Below are 21,884 nucleotides of genomic sequence, written 5' to 3'. Positions count from 1 at the left end.
TCGTATTTACTCTGCCGCGTGGGCGATGTTTCCCGTGGCCGGGGACAGGCGCAGGGATTTCAATTCCTCCGCCAGCATAAAGGCCATTTCCAAGGCTTGGTTTGCATTCAAACGCGGGTCGCAATGGGTGTGGTAACGGTCGGATAGATTTTCCTCCGTAATATCCTGTGCGCCGCCCGTGCATTCCGTAACGTTCTGGCCGGTCAGTTCCAGGTGGATGCCGCCGGGGTGGGTGCCTTCCGCCGCGTGAACGCCGAAAAATTCACGCACTTCGCCCAGAACATTTTCAAATTTCCGTGTTTTGTAACCGGATGATGATTTGAATGTGTTGCCGTGCATAGGGTCACAGGACCAGACAACGCTGCGGCCCTCGCGTTTTACCGCGCGGACCAGCGGGGTCAATTTTTCTTCGACCTTGCCATGCCCCATACGCGCGATCAGGGTCAGGCGGCCCGGTTCGTTGTTGGGGTTCAACGTGTCGATCAAACGGATCAGCGTATCGGGGTCCAGATCCGGCGGGCATTTCAACCCGATCGGGTTGGCGATGCCGCGCACATATTCAATTTGCGCCCCTTCGGTCTGGTTCGTGCGTGCGCCAACCCACAGGAAATGGGCCGAGCAGGCATACCAATCACCCGTCGTGCTGTCGACGCGGGTTAAGGCTTCTTCATACGGCAACAACAATGCTTCGTGCGAGGTGTAGAAGTTTGTTTCGCGAATGGCCGGAACTTTATCACCCGTAATACCACAGGCCCCCATGAAGGTCAGGGCTTGGTCAATGCGTGTGGCCAAATCGTCATAGCGTTCGCTTAAACTGCTGTCCTTGACGAAATCCAAATTCCATTTATGCACGCGGTTTAAATCGGCATACCCGCCTTGGGCAAAGGCGCGCAACAGGTTCAGCGTGGACGCCGCCTGATGATACGCGCGGATCATGCGGTCCGGGTCCGGGGTGCGGGCGGCGGCGGTGAAATCAAATCCGTTCACGTTGTCGCCGCGATAGCTGGGCAGGGTGATGCCGTCGATGGTTTCGTTATCATCACTGCGTGGTTTGGCGAATTGCCCGGCCATGCGGCCCACCTTCACAATCGGCAATCCGGCGGCGAAGGTCATGACAATCGCCATCTGCAAAATCACGCGGAATGAATCGCGGATTTTACCGGCGCTGAATTCGGCGAAGCTTTCGGCGCAATCGCCCCCCTGCAACAGGAAGGCGCGGCCCGCGGCGACATCGGCCAGCTGGGCGGTCAGGTTGCGGGCCTCCCCCGCGAAGACCAGCGGGGGCAGGGCCTCCAAGGCTTCCTCTACCCGTTTCAGGGCCAGGGCGTCCGGATAAGCGGGCAATTGGCGGGCGGGTTTGTCGCGCCAGCTGGACGGGGTCCAATGTGTTTTGGTCATGGTTTTTGCCTCTAACTATCCGTATTTACATAGATTTTTCGTTATTTTGCACAACAGCATAGCCGGAAAAACCATCTTATCACAAGCAAAGCCTTTATTTTTTAACCCTTTAATATTACCCTGAAAAAGCAGGTTTTTTTGGGTGTGGCGTGTTCATTGTTCAGTGCACGGCCGCTTTTTAAGAAGAAAGTCGATTTTTTGTTGCACGAACTGGCTTTACGACCGCGCCAAAATTACTGGGCCACCACGGCCCTGAAGGCTTTGCGTCCGCGTCTTGTGGATGTACAGGGCGATGAAAAGGGTTTTGCGGCGGATGATCTGGCCGCTGTTCTTGATACAATCATTGATAATTACGCCGATGATGATGCCCGCATTACGGATGTGTCCGAATTGTTGTTCGGGGACGATCTGGTTGCGTATGGCGCACGGGCGACATCCGTGTTCAATCGTTGGGCGGATGAAGGGGGCGGGCCATCCATGGTGGCCATGGCCGCGCACGCCATTGACCATTTCAACATTCCGCACGATCACCCGGATGTGGCATCGGTTTTGACCGCCGCGTTGTTGGCCGAATATCCGAACAATCTTCTGTACCACGGCAATGAACATTACCGCAAAGTGATGTTCCATGTGATCCGCTTGATGGTTACGCATCAGGCGTTGCAGGATGAAAAAGCGATCAAGTTGAGCGAAGCGCAAATTATCCAGATGCTGATCGCCGCGGCGATCCACGATCTGGGCCACGAAGGCGGCGATAACATGCGCGATGGCATTTACACACCGGGCTATATGGAACAACGTGCGGTCGACATCGCCCGCCCATATTTCCATGCGCTGGATCTGGATCGCGATTTACTGGCCGAAATTGAAACCATTGTTTTTTGTACCGACATTACGTTTTTCGCCGGGGAAAACAGCCCGTGTGTACGGATGCGGAAAATTTACGATCATTTTTTCGTCGGCAATGTGACCGAAGATGATATCGGCATGATGATGATTGGCAAATTGCGCCGGTTTGATGAAAACCCGGCCTTGTCCATGATGGCCATGCTGTTGCACGAAGCGGATGTTGGGTCTTCCGCAGGCCTTAGCTATGAGCAAAGCCGAGTTGAAACCATGTCCATCATGGAAGAGCGCGGTGTGATGACCGCTGGTCCTAAAATGTTGCTGGCGTTTATGACGCAACAGCTGAACGGGAATATGATGACCCCGGCGGGCAACGCCGTATTCGGGCCTGCGATGCGGACCATCATGGAGCAAGCCGCCGAAGATATCGCCAACGGCGTTGAAACTTTCTGATTAGTTGACGGTGTTTGTGCCCGTATGGGTGACATCGCGGGTCTCATCGATCCAGCGGCGGTGCAGCCATATCCATTGTTCCGGACGTTCGGTGATCCAGCGTTCGATCATGGCATGGGCGTCCGTTATAACGTCTTCGACCTTGCGGGGGTTTCCGGCGTCATCGAATACGGGCAGGGCGGGGTACAGGGTTAAACGGAACGATGTGCCGTTAATGCGCTCCAACCGCGACGGGATCAGCGGGCATTTAAACTTCTGCGCCAGTTGAACGAAGGCCGGGCTGGTCATGGCGGGGTGGCCGAAGAACGGCATGGCGATGCCTTCATTATATTTCTGGTCGATCAAAATGCCAATGGGGCGGCCATCTTTCAATGTTTGCACCAACTGGCGTGTGCCCTGTTTCGATTTCGGCAGGGTCGCAATACGGCCACCCATTTCACGAAAACGTTTTAACAGCCATCCAACATACGGGTTGTTGGGTGCGCGGACGATGGTGTCCACGCGCTGGCCATGCTGGGTCAGCATGCTAGGCGGTTGTAATTCCCAGTTGCCCAGATGGGCGGAAAACATGATGGCGGGTTTTTCATCGTCCAACGGGGCCAACAAATGGTCCGCACCAATAATTTCGGTTTGGCGGGCCAGTGTTTTGATGTGTGGATATTCGGCGAACGTGCGGCCCAGATTGTCCCACATGCCGGTGATGATTGCCGCATATGCGTCGTCTGTCCGATCGGGCAGGGCCATTTGAAGATGGCGCAGGGCCTTTTTATTCGCGCCCAGTTTCGGTCCAACCATACGCCCCAGCCATCCGCCAAGATTAGAGGCCATGCGTACAGGCAAAACAGCAAACACCCCCATAATGGGCAACAATGCAATAAACTGAATCAAATATCGAACATGTTTCATTTTCGAATGGCTCCAATCGCGGTGGCCAAACGGGCGGCGTCATCGTCATTCATGCGGATGGATACGGGCAGGATGTCAACGGTGTGGCGCGCGATAAAATCGGCGGGCAGGCGAACCGCATCTTTTTCTGTTGTGATCAGACGGGCCGTCTCGGCGATGTGGGCCAGCGTATCCAGATCATCGGATGTATACGGATGGTGGTCCGGGAAGGCTGTAAATCCCGTTAAGGCGTAGCCGGATTCATGCAACGTGCCCTTGAACTTCTCAGGCAGGCCCAACCCGCAGAACCCGTGATAATGCACACCGTGTTGTGGTGTGGCATCGGCGACCAGACGGGCGTGAATGATGGGTTTTCCGGATGGGATGCGCGCGGCGATATGGGTACGGTCATTGCCGATAATGATAATAATATCCGCGCGGTTCAGCCCGTCATGCAACGGCGCGCGCAAGGGGCCGGCGGGGATCATCAATCCATTACCCACACCGTGAACACCATCAATCACCAGAATGTTGAGGTCTCGGTGCAAGGATGTGTTATGCAGCCCATCATCCATTACAATCATATCGTACCCGTTTGTTACGGCCAATTGCGCGCCGTCATAACGGTTGCGGGATAAAATGGTGGTTCCATCCCGGGATAGGAGCAGAGATTCATCCCCCACAGTGCCGGCGTGATCCGTGGCGGGGTCCACCACGATGGGGCCGGGTTCCGTTCCGCCATAGCCGCGGGTGAGAAACGCCGGGTTGCGCGCCAGTTCACGTTCCTGGATAAGACGCATCATCGCGCGGGCAACCGGGGTTTTCCCCGCGCCACCAGCGGTGATGTTGCCGATGCAAATAACGGGAATAGGCAGTGTTTTGGGCCGAGCGGACGCCATGTGAATGGCGTGGCCCAACGCATACAGCGCCGATGGCGCGGCCAAGGCCTGTGCGCGCCAATCGGCGGTGTCCTTGTACCAGAATGCAGGGGTTTTCGTGACCATTTATGCCGCATCCGATTTTTTTGGGGTAGGCACCAGCGGTGTAATTGCGGCCATCACGCGGTCCAGAACGGCGTTCTTTTCGCGGGCAAAATTCTGGCCACGGTTTTGCTGTTCAATCAAGCGGCCTTGATTGCGCATTAAATCGCGCAGCGTTTCGGCGAACATATCCGGGTCGGCTAAGGCAATCGCCGCGCCATAATCGCGCATTTCATCATATAAGGCTTGTTGGTTTTGGACCATCGGACCATACAGGACGGCGGAGCCAAGCTGTGCGGCCTCTACCGGGTTGTGACCGCCGCCGCCATCGCGGCTGAATGACCGGCCGATGCAGGATATGGGGGCAAGACGATAGAACAATCCCAGCTCGCCCAATGTGTCGGCGACATAAATATCGTCATCCATGCTGGGCAACGCTTTGTTCGGCCCGCGCATACAAACCCGCAAATGTTCGGCCTGCACTGTTGTGGCAATCACCGCACGCCGTTCCGGGTGGCGTGGCACAATAATGGTCAGCAATTCGGGGAAGTCGATAAAAAGTTTCCGGTGCAGGGTGCAGGCCAGCCCTTCCTCACCGTCATGTGTGCTGGCGTACAGCCAGACCGGGCGTGCGCCAATCGCATCCTTTAACGCGTGCAAATCGGTGGCGTTATACGGAAGCGGCAAAGATGCAAATTTCAAATTGTCCGTGGTGATAACATGGGTTGCGCCCAATGCGCGGTAATTGGCCGCATGCTCATCCGTTTGCGTCAAAATGGTGGTGAACGTGGACAGCATCGGCGTTATCACGCTGCGCATTCGTTTCCAGCGGCGCATCGATCGCGGCGACAGGCGCGCATTGACCAGCACGGCGGGAATATTCCGCGCACGGATTGTGCCCAGCATGTTGGGCCAGAGTTCAGATTCCATCCAGAGGACCAGATCGGGTTGCCAATGATCGACAAACCGTTCCACCCAGATGGGGTGGTCCAGCGGGTAAAATTGATGGATGGCGCGCGGGGGCAGGCGGTTTTTCATCAGCTCCGCCGACGTCACGGTGCCCGTGGTCACGAGAATGTTCAAATCCGGGTGCGCGTCGAGCAGGGCGGTAATCAGGATCAGGGTTGATTGCGCTTCGCCGACGCTGGCGGCATGGAACCAGACCAGCGGACCATCCGGGCGGGCATGGCCGGCCACGCCCATCCGTTCATTCAAACGGGCGGGGTCTTCCTTGCCGCGCTTGACGCGGGTGGCCAGCAACAGCCGCAAGGCCGGGGTCCCGGCCCGCATCAATGTCCTGTAAATCCGTTCCATGGTCCCTTAAGTCCCGGAAATTGTTCGCTAACCTTGTGTTAGGCAAATAGGCGTATCGTAATGGTATGAAGATATAAGGGGTACACATCCCTTTGACCAGTAAAAATCGGCCATAATCGGCTGAAAATCAATGGATTAGCCGCCTAAACGGAAAGGATTTCCGCCGTGACCGATTCCCATATGGACCCCGCCGCCCTTCGCCGAAAACAGGTTCTGGACGATGCTCTGACGCAATTGCGCCAGACGCGGGATCAGCTGGACCCGGCTTTGCTGGCGCGGGTGCGGGCGTTGATCGGGGATCGAACTTTGTTGGATTTGATGGAGCCCGTCTCCGATGACCGCCCATCTCTGCCACCGGGTGTGAAGGCATGGAACCCAGCGGCCGATATCAAACCAGAACCCGCCAAGCCGGGATATGAGGCGATTGACCGTCGTCGCAATCTGCAAACGATCCGTTTGTTTCTCGAGCTCCAGCCCCAAAACAAAAGCGTCCAGACCAAGGTCCGGACGCTGATGTCTGAATTCTTCAACTGATTTTGTAATTCCGTTTTACGGTGTGTTCGTACATGTCGACAGGTTGTAGAAGCAACCCGGGTTAATACAGATATGTTCGTTATACGGATTCATATTCACGCGTGACACACGCACCCCGGTTGGGATCGGCGCAGAGCAGGAGTCAGACGCGAACAATCCGGCATAGGAGTTGTAAGTTTCTGTTTGGTACTGATCGCCGGAGTTGGAGGCAACGCTGCGCATGTTGCCCAAGCGGCCATCGCCGGAGCAGGTGAAGCCCTGGTGGCCAACACCAACGCGCGGTTCAACGAAGTCAGCCAGTGTAAAGAAGCCATCTTTGCTTTCTTCGGCGAAGTTATAGCATTTGGCTGCTTCCCACACGAGTGCCATGGTGTTGCAGTTATATACGGTGCTGCCGCCAAAGGAAGATTGCATTGTGTAATCGCCGGGGAAGCGCCCACCACCATAAGTGTGGGCGAAGCTGTTGTTGGCGATGTAGTTCATCAACCCCGTGGCCACCAGGTTGTTCAGTGCGGCGTCCATGGAGGTCGGTGATAAAATAACGCCCCAGCGTGTGGTTTCACTGAACAGGCTGATCGCCTGCTGGGCCAAGGCTTGAAGCTGGCGGTCAAAGCAGGTGAGTTCCAGAACACTGTCGGCTTTGAAAATCAAATTCTGGTTCTGCTGGACTTCACGTTGGGCTTCCAGCATGCCGCGCTGTTTCATTGATTCCCAATAAGCGGGGTCACAGCTGGCAGGCTGTGCCTGCGCGGCGGAGGATATCGTCGCGGCGATAAAGGCCGCGCCGCATACCGTCAGGGCCATGCGAATGACGGAACGGGCGGATACAGGCCCCGATTTGGATTGTTTATTCCCGGAAAACAGGATCATAGGCTCTTCGTCCCCTCTTATTGTCACACGCCCCGTAAGTGTACAGAATCCCCCGGGTTTTGTCATGACGCAAACCACGAAAAGGGATTATAGAATTGTACCTGAAGGGATAGGGCTTTTGCAAATTTACTGGACCCGCAAAGGAAAACGCCCCTGCTGATCCCAAAAGGGGGCGCAGGGGCGTTGAAAATCCGCAATAAACCGGGGTTTATTCGTCCAGATCAATGTCCAGAATGGTCATGGTGAAGATATAGGACGTTTCGCCCTCATCCAGATCCTTGTGGATCAGGCCAACATACTCCCCATTCACCAGCACTTCGACCGAGTCGGCGGCTTGGGGGCGGGCGCGCAGAGCCAAGCCCGGGGTTTTCAGCGTTTTTTCCAGAAACTTCTGGATTTTCGAGGATTCCTCGCCGGTCATTTTCAGCTTGGCTTGGGCTTGTGACATGGTTTTACGTCCTTTTGCTTCTTCTACAAGAGTGTTCTGGTTTGTACCCTAGCCGCCAATGGCTGCGGCGGCAAGGGTGGAGGCCGTGGCCGGGGCAGACAGGCTGGGGCCTGCGACGCCGCCGCGGACCTGATTCCAGGCGGCTTCGGCCAGTAATTTACGATCATTGTAAACTTGTGGGTCCAGAACCGGGTGGAAAATCAGGCGGATGGTCGCCCCACGGGATTTGACAAAATTCCATAAATGCGGGCCCATGGTCATATCACCATGCCAGGCATAGACGTCTCGCACGTCATTGGGGCCGTCGGCGGGGACGCGGCCATCGACCCGGTCCATCACCAGGCTGATCGGCTGGACCGGCAGAAACGCCCCTGTGGTCGGATCGGCGGCCAGTGAAAACAGACTGGATTTAAATTTTACGACATCGCACCCATCGGTCGATGTTCCTTCCGGAAACAGGATCAGGCTTTTGCCTGCGGCAATCATGGATGACAGGTTGTTTTTTTCCACCTTTGCATCCTTGCGGTCACGGCTGATGAACGCGGTTTGCTGCAGGGTGGACAGGAATCCAAACACCGGCCACGAGCTGACATCTTTCTTTGCGATGAAAGAGGCTTTCAATACGCTGGCAATCACGGGGATGTCGAGATAGGAGAGGTGGTTCGACACGAACATCACCTGGCGCGCGGTATCCGGCGTGCCTTCGACAACGACGCGCAGGCCCAGAATCCGGCACACGCCACGCTGCCAGATATGCGGCAGGATATAGGCCGCAGGCCCACGATTGAACAGCAGGAACACAAACTGCAACGGCGCAACCAGCAATGACCACAGAATGAACATCAGGGCTTTGATAACGGCGATCAGGCTGCGGGTCATTGTGTTTTTATCTTTCAATCCCGGCGGAACAACGCTTCGGCGTCGGCGTCCGTTTGTCCGGCCAGTTCCTCGGGGATGGGCATATTCTGGCCCGTTTTGCGTTCGTAGTGTTTTTTGTAACGGCTGGTGACCAGATGCGTTTGCAAGACGATACACACATCAATGGTGTTGAATTGTTCGTCAATCACCGCGCCATCACCCACCATCGAACCAACGCGCAGATACCCTTTGATCAAGGGCGGCAGTTCGTTGAAAATTTTCTTCGGGTTCAGGCTTTCTTTCGGATGCAGGTCCATTTTCACAAACCGATCCGGCAGCGCCGTGGGGCGCAGCCCCGGCGGGGCGAGGTGGTAGTGATACAGATAAGATAATTGTTCCGAAATTTTATCCGGGTCCGTGCCGTGGAAGCTGGCGCACCCGAACAGCAATTCAATCTGGTGATCCACCATCACGTAATTGGCAATCCCTTGCCACAACAATTGCAACACGGGGCGCGTGCGGTAGTCTGGCAGGACGCAGGATCGCCCCAGTTCCAGAATGCTCATGCCACAGGATTGCAGGGCGCTGATGTCATATTCGTTGCTGGTGTAAAATCCGCCAACGGAATCGGCCGGTTCCTTGCGGATCAGGCGATAGGTTCCAACAATTTTCTCCGCGTCACCGGATGTGTCGACAACGATAATATGGTCCGCTACCGGGTCATATTTGTCGGCATCCAGTTTCGTGGCCGCGACGGTGTCATCCGGTTTCGCCCCGAACTCATCATAGAAAATGCTGTAGCGCAAACGTTGCGCTGCTTCGATTTCTGCCGGGGTTTTTGCCAAACGCACAGATACTTTATCGGATCCGGCGATAGCACTTAAAAGAGGGTTCGACATCGTCCAAAACGCTGTTTTATTGCAAGGTGGGTGTACCATATCCAAACCGGGGGCGGGGTCAAGCGCAATCGGTTGTCATAATGGTTTAATCAGGCGGTTTTTGATCAGAATGATCAGCTGTGGCTCAGAAAAACGGGGCCTTTCGGCCCCGTGATCTGTTTATCCCAGAGCTTTTTCCAGTTCTGGCACCGCTTCAAACAGGTCGGCGACCAGGCCGTAATCGGCAATCTGGAAGATCGGCGCATCGGCATCTTTGTTGATGGCGACGATGACTTTGGAATCTTTCATGCCCGCCAGATGCTGGATCGCGCCGGAGATGCCGACGGCGATATACAGTTGCGGTGCGACGACCTTGCCGGTTTGGCCAACCTGATAATCGTTTGGCACATATCCGGCGTCAACGGCGGCGCGTGATGCGCCCAGGGCCGCGCCCAGCTTGTCAGCCAGCGGGGTGATGATTTTTTCGTAGTTTTCACCACTGCCCAAACCGCGACCACCGGACACAACAACCTTTGCTGTTTGCAGGTCGGGGCGTTCGGATTTTGTCACTTCCTGACCAACGAAAGAGGACAGGCCGGAATCACCAGCCGAGGCCAGAGCCTCAACCGCGCCCGCACCACCGGTTTCGGCAACGGCATCGAATGCGGTCGGGCGCACCGTTACAACAATCGGGGACCCCGTGACTTGAACGGTGGCCAGTGCATTACCGGCATAAACCGGGCGCACAAACGTGTCGGCGGATTCAATCGCGACGATGTCGGAAATTTGCTGAACATCCAGCAACGCCGCCGCCCGCGGCAGAATGTTTTTACCAAAGAACGATGCGGGGGCCAGAATGTGGCTGTACGCACCGCCAATTTTTGCAATCAGGTTACCCATGTTTTCGGCCAGTTCGCGGGCATAGGCCGCATCATCGGCATGCAAAACCTTGGTGACGCCAGCGGCCTTGGATACGGCGTCGGCCACGGATGCGCTGCCCGATCCTGCGACCAGCACGTGGATGTCACTGCCCAGTTTCTGGGCTGCGGCAATCGTGCAGAGCGTAGCATGGTTCAGCGTTTGGTTATCGTGTTCGGCAACAACAAGAATGGTCATTTTTTATTCCCTTTGTGGATTGGATTCCCGTTTTCACGGGAATGCTGTGCGCGCTGACGCGCTTACAGCACCTTTGCTTCGTTTTTCAGTTTGCTGACCAGTTCGGCTACATCGGCGACCTTGATCCCGGCGGCGCGTTTCGGCGGCTCGGACACTTTCAGCGTTTTGAGTTTGTGTTCAATCGTTACGCCCAGATCGGCCGGGGTGGTTGTGTCCAGCGGCTTTTTCTTGGCCTTCATAATGTTCGGCAAAGCGGCGTAGCGCGGTTCATTCAGGCGCAAATCGGTGGTGACCACGCAGGGCATTTTCAGTTTCAGCGTTTCAAGTCCGCCATCAATCTCACGCGTCACAATGGCGTGATCGCCGTTCAATTCGACCTTGGATGCGAATGTGCCTTGCGCCCAGTTCAGCAAACCGGCCAGCATTTGACCCGTCTGGTTGTTGTCGCCGTCAATCGCCTGTTTCCCCATCAGGACCAGGCCCGGCTGTTCCTTCTCAACAACGGCTTTCAGCAACTTGGCCATGGCCAGCGGTTGAATATCTTCGTCCGTTTGAATGTGAATGCCGCGGTCGGCACCCATGGCCATCGCGGTACGCATGGTTTCCTGCACGTTCGCCGGGCCGGCGGACACGACAACGATCTCGGTCGCTTTGCCGGCTTCCTTCATGCGCACGGCTTCTTCCACCGCGATTTCACAGAACGGGTTCATCGACATTTTAACGTTGGCGGTTTCAACGCCCGTACCATCGGCCTTCACCCGGATGGTGACATAGGCGTCGATCACACGTTTAACAGGAACAAGAATTTTCATGGTGCTTACACGGCGCTTTAAGGCGCGGCCTTTCGCGATTGGTCAGAATCAAATTGTGGAGTGGATTTTAACGCTTTAGCCTTATGTTTCAAGGCCAAAGGGGGATTACCCCCATAAATGTGCCCCTGTGGGGGTGGGGGCCACAGGGGCGAGCGGAACCGCCAGGTAGTCGTGTATCGGGGGGCGGCTCCGTTATTCGTGGATTAAAACGTGCGCAGGGCGTCGCGGTAACTGTTCAGTGCTTCGTTCTGTTCGGGGCTCAGTTGGAAGGCATTGTGCCCGTCCGCCGCGCTGATAATCAATGTCTGGTCATAGAACAGGGCCACAGGGTCAATACCCATGCCCATGACTGGGGTGGGGACGAACACAATCAAATCAGCCCGTCCGTTTTTCAGGGTCACATCCGCCACCATGCCAACCTGGTCCATCTGGGTACCATAGATTGGTGTGCCGATGGTGTTGCGGACGCTGATTTCATTCAGGCGCAGGAGGCGGGTATCGTTCATGCCTGGTCCGAAGCTGTAATCAAATGCAACAACGTCGTCGCTGTCACTGGTGTCAATCCGTTTCAGGGATTCGCGGCGCGGCTCGCTCTTGACGGCGTCGTCATAGTCCAGCGCGACCATGCGCCCGGGCATACCAAATTGCGTGCCGTCGGACAGGATCAGGAATTCCGCTTCGTTATCATTCCGATCATCGCCATTGACGATAATGACGTCATGGACCAGCGCAACGGCCTGCCCGCGACCATCAAGCACATCCTGGCCCAGCAAGTTCTGGATCGACTGGGCGTTGTTGTAACGGGCTTCTTCAGCGCGGCCCCTGTGCGCGTTGATGCGCATGACGGATGTTTCCGTCGTGCTGGAAAACAGAGACGTTGCCGGTGACGGCGCCTCCTGTGCTTTCGGTTTTGCGGGAAAGGCCAGTGTTAAAACAATCAACGTGACGACCGCAAAGGCGATCGAAAAAAGCAGGGATCTCATGGCTACACCCTCCTGCGTTTATGGCGCACTACGATAATGACTTAGCGCGTTCGCAGGCGGTGTCGCGCCCTTTTTTTATAAGGATGAAAAGCGTAGGGAATTCAGCGTATTGGGATCGATAAAATTGTATGGAACGGGGCATTGCGCCTGCGGTTTACCTTCGCTAGGGTATGGTATCCCGCGCGTCCCCGTAGCTCAGCCGGATAGAGCAACGGTTTCCTAAACCGTAGGCCGCGTGTTCAAATCACGCCGGGGACGCCATTTTTTCATGATAATAAAAAAGACCGTCATCCCGGAAAAGGCCGACAGCCTTTGTCCGGGATTTGTGCCGTGATGGATCATTCAATGGCAAAAACCCCGGATAATCCCTGATGGGATTTCCGGGGTGATGTAATTTTTTATGTCGATTCGATTAACGGACGTACAGATGCACTTCGCTGGTCGTTGCTTCGTTGCTTTGCAGGTTCGACAGATCAATGCGGTCCAGCGACACGCCCATTTCGGTCAGGCTGCGCAGAACTTTCTCAGCATTGCGGCGGGCGCGGGTGCTTTCGATTGTTGCTTCGGCGCTGTTGCCACCGGTCGGTTGAACGGCGACCAGTTCAAAGCGTGCGTTCGGGTAACGTTGCAACGCTTCGTTCACGGCCATGTAAACCGGTTGTTCGTAATTCACGTTGGCCTTGTCAAAGCGGATTTTAACCAGCGGGCGGGCCGAGGCCAGCGGCGCGGGTTGGGATACCGGTTGAACGTAACCGCCAGCCATGTCATCACCCATCGGGGCGGCTTGCGGTGCGCCGTTCATGGATGTTTGCGGCGCGCCAGAGAACGGGCGGGTGCCCAAGCTCTTGCCGAACAAATCACCCGTGGTGATGCCCAGCGACAGCGTGCGCAGGTTATTGCGCTCGGTGCTCAGATACGCAACCGTGCGGGTAATGTCGTCATTCACGGTGTTCAACATGCGGTCGATGGCAACAACGGTGTTGCTGATCGAATCTTCCAGTTGGGACAGGCGCACGTGATCTTCTTCCACCGCGCCCGACAGGGAGTAGGTGGTGCGCGCGGATTCCAGCAGGAAGCCCGCCATGCTGGCCGCGTTGGAAATTTCAACAGCCAGGTCGTTCAGCGAGGCAACGTTGCCCGCCAGTTGTTCCAGCGAGTTGCGTGCAACGGACAAACGTTTGATCAAACGCGGGTTGCCCGGTGTGGTGCCGGATTGCAGTTGCGTGCTGATCGTTGCGACGTTGGCGTAATATTCTGCGGAATGGTTTTGGCCAGCCAGGCTGAGTTGGTTCAAACGATCGGACAGGCCGGAGACGTTACCCTGCAGGCCGAACAATTCCTTACGCAGGTCATCAATCTTGCGGCTGACGATGGTTTCAGACCCTTCGTCCCAATATTGCGAGCCCATCACTTGCTGGGTGTCGATGACGGGCGCGCGGCGCGGTTGCTGGTAAATTTTGCTTTGCAGTTCGTTCGGCAATGGTTCGTTGGTGACCACCAGCGCCGGGGGCATCGTACCGCCCGTGCGGGCATCGGCGGGGGCACCGTTGATCAGGGCGGCGCTCAAACCTGCGAGGGCAAAAACGGCTGCGTTGCAGGCAAAGCGTGAAAAAGAAGCACCCCGACGGGTGGAAACATTGCGTGTCATAATACCAATCCAGCTATGGCATGAAATGGGACAGATTCGTCCCTGTAAACCCCCTTAAAAACACACGAAAAGCGTTGGACTGTCAAGGCGCGTTCACCCCAAAAGATCAGGGTCATACACATTAGTTATGTTGAACGACCCCTTGGTGCGGCGGGGGTGTGGCGAGAAAGAGGGTTTCCGCGGTTATGGTGAACCGCAAGTGCGAAAAATTGCGGCCTGCTTTGGTTTGTAAGCGGGCGGGGGATGTGCGGCAACCCTTTGGTTTTGTACAAAAAATAATGAATTTCAGAAACCTGTCATAAACCCCTTGCAATCGTCCCCGGCTTCTCTTATGGTCTGCTCCGCTTTCCCCGGCGGATTTTACCGCCCCCGGGAACGGAATGCGCCCGTAGCTCAATTGGATAGAGCACCTGACTACGGATCAGGAGGTTTGGGGTTCGAATCCCTACGGGCGCGCCATTTCCCTTGGAAATGGTCGCCCTCTTATAAAAGGGTGGTTCGAACTTTGTTCGAACGGGCGCGCCATTTCTTCCAGAAATTGCGGCCTTTTTTATGACAGTTCGAACGTTGTTCGAACGGGCGCGCCATTTTCCCTATAATTTGTAAGTTTGTTGCGCTGGTCAAAACCCGGCGCCGAACACTTTTCCGAAATGATCGATCAGTGTCCTGATCTTCGCCGACAGGTGCCGCGTGTGTTGATACACGGCGTGGATGTCGAAATCGGTTTCTTCGTAGCTTTCCAAAACCGGAACCAGCCGCCCGTCATTTAACGCATCGCCGACGATGAAGGTCGGGAGCAGGGTGATGCCGCCATTGGCGAGGGCCGCTTGATAGAGCAGGTCGCCGTTATCGGAGAGGAAGTTGCCTGTCACGGGCTGCCACGTCTTATGCCCGTCGACCATAAACGGCCATGATTTTCCTTCAGCGAGGTTGATATAGCTGAGGCAATTATGATTGCGCAGATCGTCCGGCGTTTGTGGCGTGCCGTGTTGTTTGAAATAAGCGGGCGTGGCGCAGACGACGCGGCGGCAGGCGCCGAGTTTTTTTGCAATCAAACTGGAATCGCTTAAGGCGCCAACGCGGATGGCGAGGTCGTATCCTTCCTCCACCAAATCAACACGGCGGTCGGATAGATAGGTTTTCACCGTTACATCCGGATATTGCGCGAGGTATGACGCAATCGCGGGGCCGAGATATTGCAGGCCGAAGCTGAGCGGTGCGGTGAGTTTGATTGTGCCGACCGGTTTTTGCGCCTTGTGGCGCAACGCTCCCTCGATCTCATCCATTTCATCCAGAAATTTTCGCACGTGATCGAGATAGGCATAGCCCGCATCGGTCAGCGACACCTTGCGCGTGGTCCGCATCAGAAGCTGTGCGCCCAGATAATCTTCCAGATCCTTGATCCGTTTGCTGACCACTGAATGGGCCAGGTTCAGGCGGCGGGCGGCTTCGGCGAAGCTGCCCGTTTGGCCGACCATGGCGAAAGCCTGCATGTTGGCGAGTTTGTCCATTGTTCTATTTTTTCGACTAATTATGTTCCAATAATCATTATTATCATATTTTTGCGGATAATCTAACCTGAAATTATCAAATCGTTGAGAGCGAAAGGATAAAATCATGTTGAGGAAGAGAGCTTCGGGCGAACGCGGCCCGACCCAGACCGGATGGCTGAGCAGCAAACACAGCTTCTCCTTTGGTCATTATTATGACGCCGATCACATGGGCTTTGGTCCGTTGCGCGTGATGAACGAAGATCGCGTGACCCCGGCCGCTGGGTTCGGCACACATCCGCATGCGAACATGGAGATCATCTCCTACGTTCTGGATGGCGAACTGGCGCACAAGGACAGCATGGGCAACGGGTCCGTGATCCGCCCCGGCGATATTCAATTGATGAGCGCCGGAACCGGTGTGCGTCACAGTGAATTTAACAACAGCAAAGACAGGGGCGTTCACTTCCTTCAAATCTGGATCATGCCGAATGTAGAAAATGCCACACCGTCATACCAGCAGCAGACATTTGATCCCGCTGACATGGAAAATAAATTCCGTGTTGTTATTTCGCCGGACGGTGCGGATAATTCACTGCGCGTTAATCAAGACGCCCGCATGATGGCCGGCAAATTTAAAAAAGGTTCTTTTTCCGACGTTCCGACGTCATCTGGTCGCCGTTACTGGCTGCAGATGGCACGCGGCACCGCGAATGTGAATAGCGTAAATCTGGAATCCGGCGATGGGCTGGCGATTATGGACGAAGACAAAATTTTCGTTCAGGCGACCAGCGATGCCGAAATTCTGATCCTCGATTTGCCTTAAATTTTTAATTTTCAAACATCAAACAAGGAGACCAAAAATGACTGCCGCAACCAATAAACTTCTGACCCCGGATAACAGCGTTTTCGTATTCATCGACCACCAGCCGCAAATGGCGTTTGGCGTGACATCGATTGATCGTCAATTGCTGAAAAACAACACGATCGCCATGGCGAAAACGGCGAAGCTGTTCAACATTCCGACCATCCTGACCGCCGTGGAAACGGAAAGCTTCTCTGGCTATATCTGGCCGGAATTGATGGATGTTCTGCAACAGGAGCCGATCGAACGCACCAGCATGAACAGCTGGGAAGACAAAGCCTTTGTCGATGCCGTGAAAAAGACGGGCCGCAAGAAATTGGTGATGGCGGCCCTGTGGACCGAAGCCTGCTTGATCTTTCCAACCATTTGCGCCTTGGACGAAGGGTTTGAAGTGATTATGAACGTGGATGCATCGGGCGGCACATCGAAAGACGCTCACGATGCAGCCATTCGCCGTGGGGAACAGCATGGGGCTGAATCCATCTCCACCGTTCAGCTGTTGCTGGAAATGCAACGCGATTGGAGCCGTAAAGAAACCTATCAAGGCACGACCGACATCGTTCGCGAACATTTCGGGGCCTATGGTATGGGCATCGATTATGCCGCCAGCATGGTGCATGATTACGGCCAACGCGCCAAATTCCCGCACAATGTGAAAAAGTCAGGTAACAAAGCTGCATAGCTAGATAGGAGGGGCTGACACATACGGTCCCTCCATACTACCACGTCATACCGGCGCAGGCCGGTATCCATACAATCTATCCTATGGACCCCGGCCTTCGCCGGGGTGACGGATGGGATGGGGGAAGAAATGAAGTCCGATTTTTTAATCCACAAACTGACCCGCCGGAATTTTATGCAGAACACGGCCATGCTGGGTGCCGGGGCGGTACTGGGCGGAGCAATAGGGTTGTTACCAAAGGGAGCAGGCGCAATGACCAACGCGCAGATCGATACAGTATTTTTCAACGGCAAAATCACCACGTTGGATAAAGACAATCCGGATGTGACCGCGATCGCATTGGCGGGTGGCATGGTGGCGGCGACCGGGTCGGACAAGGAGATGCGCGCGCTGGCCGGGCCGCTTGCGCGGATGATTGATTTGCAGGGCAAACGGGTTATTCCGGGCCTGAACGATTCCCACACCCATTTGATCCGTGGCGGTTTGAATTACAATATGGAGCTGCGGTGGGATGGGGTGGCCAGCCTGTCCGATGCGCTGGCGATGCTGAAAATTCAGGCCGACCGTACGCCGGCGCCGCAATGGGTGCGCGTGGTTGGCGGGTGGAGTGAGTTCCAGTTCAGGGAACGCCGCATGCCAACATTGGCGGAAATCAATGCGGTGTCGCCGGATACGCCGGTCTTTATCCTGCATTTATATGACAGCGCATTGCTGAACGGGGCGGCGTTGCGGGCCGTTGGTTTGACGAAGGATTCCCAAGATCCGCCGGGCGGAAAAATTCAGCGTGATGCAAACGGCAACCCGACGGGTATGCTGATCGCCGAACCCAATGCGATGATTTTATATTCCACGCTGGCGAAGGGGCCGACATTGCCGTTGAGCGACCAGATCAATTCGACCCGCCATTTTATGCGCGAGCTGAATCGTCTGGGCATTACATCCGTGATTGATGCGGGTGGCGGGTTCCAAAATTACCCCGATGATTACAACGTCATCAACAAATTGCACAATGACGGCCACATGACCGTTCGGATTGCCTATAACCTGTTCACCCAGAACAAGGGTGTAGAGTTGGCCGATTTCCAACGCTGGTCCGGTATGGTGAAACCGTACAGCGGCGATGGTTTCCTGCGCCATAACGGGGCGGGGGAAATGCTGGTCTTTTCGGCGGCGGATTTCGAAGATTTCCTGCAACCCCGCCCGGATATGGCGGCGAATATGGAGAAAGAGCTGGGGGCCGTTGTGCGCCACCTGATCGAACAACGCTGGCCGTTCCGGTTGCATGCAACGTATGACGAAACAATTTCCCGTGCGTTGGATGTGTTTGAACAGGTCAATGCCGATACGCCGTTTAACGGTGTGCGCTGGTTCTTTGACCATGCGGAAACGGTCAGTGACAAAAGTCTGGAGCGGATCAAGAAATTGAATGGCGGTGTGGCCGTGCAGCACCGCATGGCGTTCCAGGGCGAATATTTCGTCGATCGTTATGGTGCCGAAGCCGCAAAACACAGCCCGCCGATCCGCAAAATGCTGGATATGGGTGTGCCCGTGGGCGGCGGCACCGATGCGACGCGCGTGGCCAGCTTTAATCCGTTCGTGTCTTTGTATTGGCTGATCACCGGGAAAACGGTGGGTGGGTTGTCGCTGTATGGTGATGAAAACCGTCTGGACCGTGAGGAAGCCTTGCGTCTGTGGACGTTGGGCAGTGCCTATAAATCGAACGAAGAAACGGTGAAGGGGGCCTTGGTGCCGGGCATGTATGCCGATCTGGCCGTGTTGTCGCACGATTTTATGACGGTGCCGGATGAAGCCATCAAGGACACCGTGTCCATTATGACCGTCGTTGGCGGAAAAATTGTGTATGCCGCCGATGAATTTAAATCCTTCGATGCGCCATTGCCGCCGGTCAGCCCCGATTGGTCGCCGGTGCGTCATTTTGGCGGGTATCAATCCGGTGCGCTGGAGGGGGCGGTCAAGGTCGCCAGTGCCTGTGCCGTTCATGGCTGTGGCCATTCCCACCATCATCATGCCAGCGGGCACGATGGCATCCTGTCCCGTTGGTTGGGGTTGGATGGATCGGGGAATAAACCCAGCTTTGAAAACCCATGGGCCATTGGGTGCGGGTGCTTTGCGTATTAAAAACTCTATCGTCACCCCGGCGAAGGCCGGGGTCCATACGATCTATCCCATGGATACCGGCCTTCGCCGGTATGACGATGATATAACCAGAGTATTGTGTGATGACAAAAGAAACAAAAATATCGGCCTTTTCGCCGTTCCATCACCGCGTCTTTGCGGTGTTGTGGGGGGCGACGCTGATCTCCAACATCGGCACGTGGATGTTCAACGTGACATCCGGGTGGTTGATGACCGATCTGGCGCCATCGCCGTTGATGGTGTCATTGGTGCAGGCGGCGACGGCCTTGCCGATTTTCCTGTTCGCCATTCCGGCGGGCGCATTCGGGGATTTGTTTGATCGGCGCAGATTGCTGATCATCACGCAAATTTTGTCGGCTGTGGCGTTGTTTATCTTTGCCGGCTTGCTGTGGGTCGGAGCGGTTGGGGCGTGGACCTTGTTGTTCTTTACGTTCCTGACCGGGGCGATGTCGGCCTTTGCCATGCCGGCATGGCAGGCGATTGTACCGCGTCTGGTGCCAAAAAATGAATTGGCTCCAGCCATTGCCCTGAATGGGGTCAGTGTGAATATCGCACGGGCTATTGGTCCGGCGTTGGGTGGCTTTATTCTGGTCGCCATGGGGGCTGTGGCCACTGTGGTGCTGGATGCTGTTTCTTTCCTTGTCATCGTGGCCGCATTGTTGTGGTGGAAAACGACCACCCCGCAAACGACGCCGAATGTTCCGCGTGAACGGTTGGTCGGTGCGATGCAGGCGGGTGTTCGTTTCTCCATACGGTCCTTGCCGTTACGTCACACCTTGGTGCGGGCTTTTGCGTTCTTCGTTTTTGCGTCGGCCTATTGGGCGCTGCTGCCCTTGCTGGCCAAGGATGTTTTGCAGGGCGGGCCGGGGCTGTACGGCATCTTGCTGACCGCGTTGGGTGCGGGGGCGATTGCGGGCACGTTTATGCTCGCGCCGTTGAAAACCAAAATTGGCCCGAATCGTATTCTGGCGCTGGCCAGCGGGCTGACTGCGCTTGGTATGGTGGTCATGGCCTATGGCGGGACGGAAATCGCGGGTATTGCCGGCGCATTTATTGGCGGTATTGGTTGGATTTTGGCGGTGTCGTCGTTGAACGTGTCGGCACAATTGTCTTTGCCCGATTGGGTGCGGGCGCGTGGATTGGCCGTGTTCCAGATGGTGTTTTTCGGGGCCATGACCCTTGGGTCCATCGTTTGGGGGCATGTGGCTGGGCTGGTCGGTTTGTCGGAAACATTGGCGGTGGCTGCGGCGATGATCGTTGTGGGTATTCCGCTGACCTGGCGTTTCCATCTAAACCGGGGCGAGGGCGAGGATTACACGCCATCCCACCATTGGCCCGAACCCATGTTGGTTGCGCCGGTGGATCATGACCGTGGCCCGGTTCTGGTAACACTGGAATATCGGATTGATGATGCGGACCGTGAAAAATTCTATCATCTGATGACGGAACTGGGTGATATTCGCCGCCGCGATGGGGCCATTCAATGGGGATTTTTCGAGGATGTTGAGGACCATGGCCGTTTTATTGAAATGTTTACGGCGGAATCCTGGGCCGACCATTTGCGTCACCATGACCGTGTGACGGAATCCGATCGCGTCCTGCAGCATAAAATCCATGAGCTACATAAGGGCGGAAAAGTAAAAACCATGCATGCCGTCATGCCGGGATTATCGGGTGGGAGCCTGAAAAAAATACCAAAAAATCACAAAGATTAAAAGTGTAAGGAGATACATTATGACCCACGCATCCGGTATTCATCACATTACCGCCATCGCCAGCGACCCGAAGACGAATTACGATTTCTATACGAAATTGTTGGGCTTGCGCTTTATCAAGAAGACGGTGAATTTTGACGACCCCAGCACCTATCACTTCTATTTTGGTGACAAGGTGGGATCACCGGGCACCATCCTGACCTTCTTCCCGTATCCGGGCACGCCGCAGGGGCGTCCGGGGTTGGGGCAGGCGGTCGAGGTAACCTTTGCCATTCCGAAAACGGCGTTTTCATTCTGGCTGGATCGTTTCCACCAAAAAGGGATTCAATATCAGGGCCCCGAAGACCGGTTCGGGGATAAAGTGCTGCGCATCTCCGACCCCGATGGGTTGATGCTGGAATTTGTCGGCGTTGATGATCTGCCGAGCGAGAATGTCTGGACCACCGATGAAATTTCGGCGGATGTGGCTATTCGTGGTTTTCACTCTGTGACCTTGTGGGTACAGGGCTATGAGAAGACGGCGGCGCTGTTGAACGAACATCTGGGCTTCCACGCCGTTGGGAATGAAGAAAGCCGCTTCCGCTTTACCACGGGTAAAAAGGGATTGGGGCAAACGGTGGATCTGCGTTGCTTGCCGGAAATCTGGTCGGGTGCACCGGGCGCGGGCACCATTCACCACGTCGCGTGGCGCATTGGCGGTGATAAGGAAGAGGGGCACGTGCGCGCCGCACTGGCACGGCAAGGTTTGAACCTGACGCCGGTGATTGACCGTAACTATTTCCACTCGGTGTATTTCCGTGAGCCGAACGGGGTGCTGTTTGAACTGGCAACCGATAATCCGGGCTTTGCCGTGGACGAACCCGTTGATACGTTGGGGCAGGATTTAAAATTGCCCGCCCAATATGAACAACATCGTGAAGCTATTGTTGCGGTCTTGCCGCCGCTGGAGTAA

General features: G+C 55.6%; 20 protein-coding genes and 2 tRNA genes. 9 read left to right on the top strand and 13 right to left on the bottom strand.

Annotation, left to right across the window (positions count from 1 at the left end):
* Nucleotides 1–6 precede the first annotated feature (6 nt).
* Entirely contained in the window at nucleotides 7–1,398 is a 1,392-nt protein-coding gene (locus tag MICA_RS07405) for a class II 3-deoxy-7-phosphoheptulonate synthase (protein ID WP_014103108.1), read from the bottom strand.
* A gap of 144 nt (nucleotides 1,399–1,542) precedes the next feature.
* On the opposite strand from MICA_RS07405, the gene MICA_RS07400 reads away from it, so the two are divergent.
* Nucleotides 1,543–2,697, top strand: a complete 1,155-nt coding sequence (locus tag MICA_RS07400) for a hypothetical protein (RefSeq protein ID WP_236619874.1) — start codon at nucleotides 1,543–1,545, stop codon at nucleotides 2,695–2,697.
* Here the strand turns inward: MICA_RS07400 and MICA_RS07395 are convergent, their stop codons facing one another.
* Genes MICA_RS07395 through MICA_RS07385 form a run of 3 tightly spaced genes read right to left on the bottom strand, consistent with a single transcriptional unit; the run spans nucleotide 2,698 to nucleotide 5,876 of the window.
* Nucleotides 2,698–3,603 carry a lysophospholipid acyltransferase family protein gene (locus MICA_RS07395; RefSeq protein WP_014103106.1) on the bottom strand — a complete coding sequence of 302 codons (906 nt, stop codon included), beginning with the start codon at nucleotides 3,601–3,603 and terminating at the stop codon, nucleotides 2,698–2,700.
* A complete protein-coding gene (lpxK, locus tag MICA_RS07390) occupies nucleotides 3,600–4,586 on the bottom strand; it encodes a tetraacyldisaccharide 4'-kinase (protein WP_014103105.1) in 987 nt (328 codons plus the stop codon). Before lpxK ends, MICA_RS07395 begins: the two co-directional genes overlap by 4 nt.
* Nucleotides 4,587–5,876 carry a 3-deoxy-D-manno-octulosonic acid transferase gene (locus MICA_RS07385; protein ID WP_014103104.1) on the bottom strand — a complete coding sequence of 430 codons (1,290 nt, stop codon included), beginning with the start codon at nucleotides 5,874–5,876 and terminating at the stop codon, nucleotides 4,587–4,589.
* 165 nt (nucleotides 5,877–6,041) lie between these two features.
* Here MICA_RS07385 and MICA_RS07380 point away from each other — a divergent pair, with 165 nt between their 5' ends.
* The gene (locus MICA_RS07380) at nucleotides 6,042–6,410 is read left to right on the top strand and encodes a hypothetical protein (RefSeq protein WP_014103103.1); all 369 of its coding nucleotides are present in this window, start codon (nucleotides 6,042–6,044) and stop codon (nucleotides 6,408–6,410) included.
* A 15-nt stretch (nucleotides 6,411–6,425) separates the two neighbouring features.
* On the opposite strand, the gene MICA_RS07375 is transcribed toward MICA_RS07380, so the two are convergent.
* The 7 genes from MICA_RS07375 to MICA_RS07345 all read right to left on the bottom strand — a co-directional run bounded on the left by MICA_RS07375 (nucleotide 6,426) and on the right by MICA_RS07345 (nucleotide 12,375).
* On the bottom strand, nucleotides 6,426–7,280 hold the full coding sequence (locus tag MICA_RS07375; protein WP_014103102.1) for a hypothetical protein: 855 nt from the start codon (nucleotides 7,278–7,280) through the stop codon (nucleotides 6,426–6,428).
* A 208-nt stretch (nucleotides 7,281–7,488) separates the two neighbouring features.
* Nucleotides 7,489–7,728 carry a DUF3126 family protein gene (locus MICA_RS07370; RefSeq protein ID WP_014103101.1) on the bottom strand — a complete coding sequence of 80 codons (240 nt, stop codon included), beginning with the start codon at nucleotides 7,726–7,728 and terminating at the stop codon, nucleotides 7,489–7,491.
* A 48-nt stretch (nucleotides 7,729–7,776) separates the two neighbouring features.
* On the bottom strand, nucleotides 7,777–8,607 hold the full coding sequence (locus MICA_RS07365; protein WP_014103100.1) for a lysophospholipid acyltransferase family protein: 831 nt from the start codon (nucleotides 8,605–8,607) through the stop codon (nucleotides 7,777–7,779).
* A gap of 14 nt (nucleotides 8,608–8,621) precedes the next feature.
* Nucleotides 8,622–9,485, bottom strand: coding sequence for a GNAT family N-acetyltransferase (locus tag MICA_RS07360; protein ID WP_041793921.1), 864 nt, complete (start codon nucleotides 9,483–9,485; stop codon nucleotides 8,622–8,624).
* 159 nt (nucleotides 9,486–9,644) lie between these two features.
* The gene (locus tag MICA_RS07355) at nucleotides 9,645–10,580 is read right to left on the bottom strand and encodes an electron transfer flavoprotein subunit alpha/FixB family protein (RefSeq protein ID WP_014103098.1); all 936 of its coding nucleotides are present in this window, start codon (nucleotides 10,578–10,580) and stop codon (nucleotides 9,645–9,647) included.
* Between the two features lie 62 nt (nucleotides 10,581–10,642).
* Entirely contained in the window at nucleotides 10,643–11,392 is a 750-nt protein-coding gene (locus MICA_RS07350) for an electron transfer flavoprotein subunit beta/FixA family protein (protein ID WP_014103097.1), read from the bottom strand.
* 203 nt (nucleotides 11,393–11,595) lie between these two features.
* Complete coding sequence (locus tag MICA_RS07345; protein ID WP_014103096.1) at nucleotides 11,596–12,375, bottom strand: PRC-barrel domain-containing protein; 780 nt, start codon at nucleotides 12,373–12,375, stop codon at nucleotides 11,596–11,598.
* A gap of 184 nt (nucleotides 12,376–12,559) precedes the next feature.
* On the opposite strand from MICA_RS07345, the gene MICA_RS07340 reads away from it, so the two are divergent.
* Nucleotides 12,560–12,636 (top strand) — tRNA-Arg (locus MICA_RS07340).
* A gap of 151 nt (nucleotides 12,637–12,787) precedes the next feature.
* Here MICA_RS07340 and MICA_RS07335 read toward each other — a convergent pair.
* Entirely contained in the window at nucleotides 12,788–14,023 is a 1,236-nt protein-coding gene (locus MICA_RS07335; protein ID WP_014103095.1) for a hypothetical protein, read from the bottom strand.
* A 382-nt stretch (nucleotides 14,024–14,405) separates the two neighbouring features.
* Between MICA_RS07335 and MICA_RS07330 the strand changes: the two genes are divergently transcribed.
* A tRNA-Arg gene (locus MICA_RS07330) sits at nucleotides 14,406–14,482 on the top strand.
* Between the two features lie 161 nt (nucleotides 14,483–14,643).
* Here MICA_RS07330 and MICA_RS07325 read toward each other — a convergent pair.
* A complete protein-coding gene (locus tag MICA_RS07325; RefSeq protein WP_014103092.1) occupies nucleotides 14,644–15,534 on the bottom strand; it encodes a LysR family transcriptional regulator in 891 nt (296 codons plus the stop codon).
* A 106-nt stretch (nucleotides 15,535–15,640) separates the two neighbouring features.
* Between MICA_RS07325 and MICA_RS07320 the strand changes: the two genes are divergently transcribed.
* From MICA_RS07320 to MICA_RS07300, 5 genes are all read left to right on the top strand, one after another.
* Nucleotides 15,641–16,339 carry a pirin family protein gene (locus MICA_RS07320; protein ID WP_014103091.1) on the top strand — a complete coding sequence of 233 codons (699 nt, stop codon included), beginning with the start codon at nucleotides 15,641–15,643 and terminating at the stop codon, nucleotides 16,337–16,339.
* A gap of 37 nt (nucleotides 16,340–16,376) precedes the next feature.
* Complete coding sequence (locus tag MICA_RS07315) at nucleotides 16,377–17,060, top strand: hydrolase (protein WP_014103090.1); 684 nt, start codon at nucleotides 16,377–16,379, stop codon at nucleotides 17,058–17,060.
* A gap of 129 nt (nucleotides 17,061–17,189) precedes the next feature.
* The gene (locus MICA_RS07310) at nucleotides 17,190–19,199 is read left to right on the top strand and encodes an amidohydrolase (RefSeq protein WP_081463094.1); all 2,010 of its coding nucleotides are present in this window, start codon (nucleotides 17,190–17,192) and stop codon (nucleotides 19,197–19,199) included.
* 101 nt (nucleotides 19,200–19,300) lie between these two features.
* Nucleotides 19,301–20,932, top strand: a complete 1,632-nt coding sequence (locus MICA_RS07305) for an MFS transporter (RefSeq protein ID WP_014103088.1) — start codon at nucleotides 19,301–19,303, stop codon at nucleotides 20,930–20,932.
* 19 nt (nucleotides 20,933–20,951) lie between these two features.
* Nucleotides 20,952–21,884, top strand: coding sequence for a ring-cleaving dioxygenase (locus MICA_RS07300; protein WP_014103087.1), 933 nt, complete (start codon nucleotides 20,952–20,954; stop codon nucleotides 21,882–21,884).

The sequence above is a fragment of the Micavibrio aeruginosavorus ARL-13 genome (assembly GCF_000226315.1).
Classification (GTDB): domain Bacteria; phylum Pseudomonadota; class Alphaproteobacteria; order Micavibrionales; family Micavibrionaceae; genus Micavibrio; species Micavibrio aeruginosavorus_B.
The sequence above is the reverse complement of the archived record's forward strand: the minus strand, read 5'-3'. Positions and strand labels throughout refer to the sequence as shown.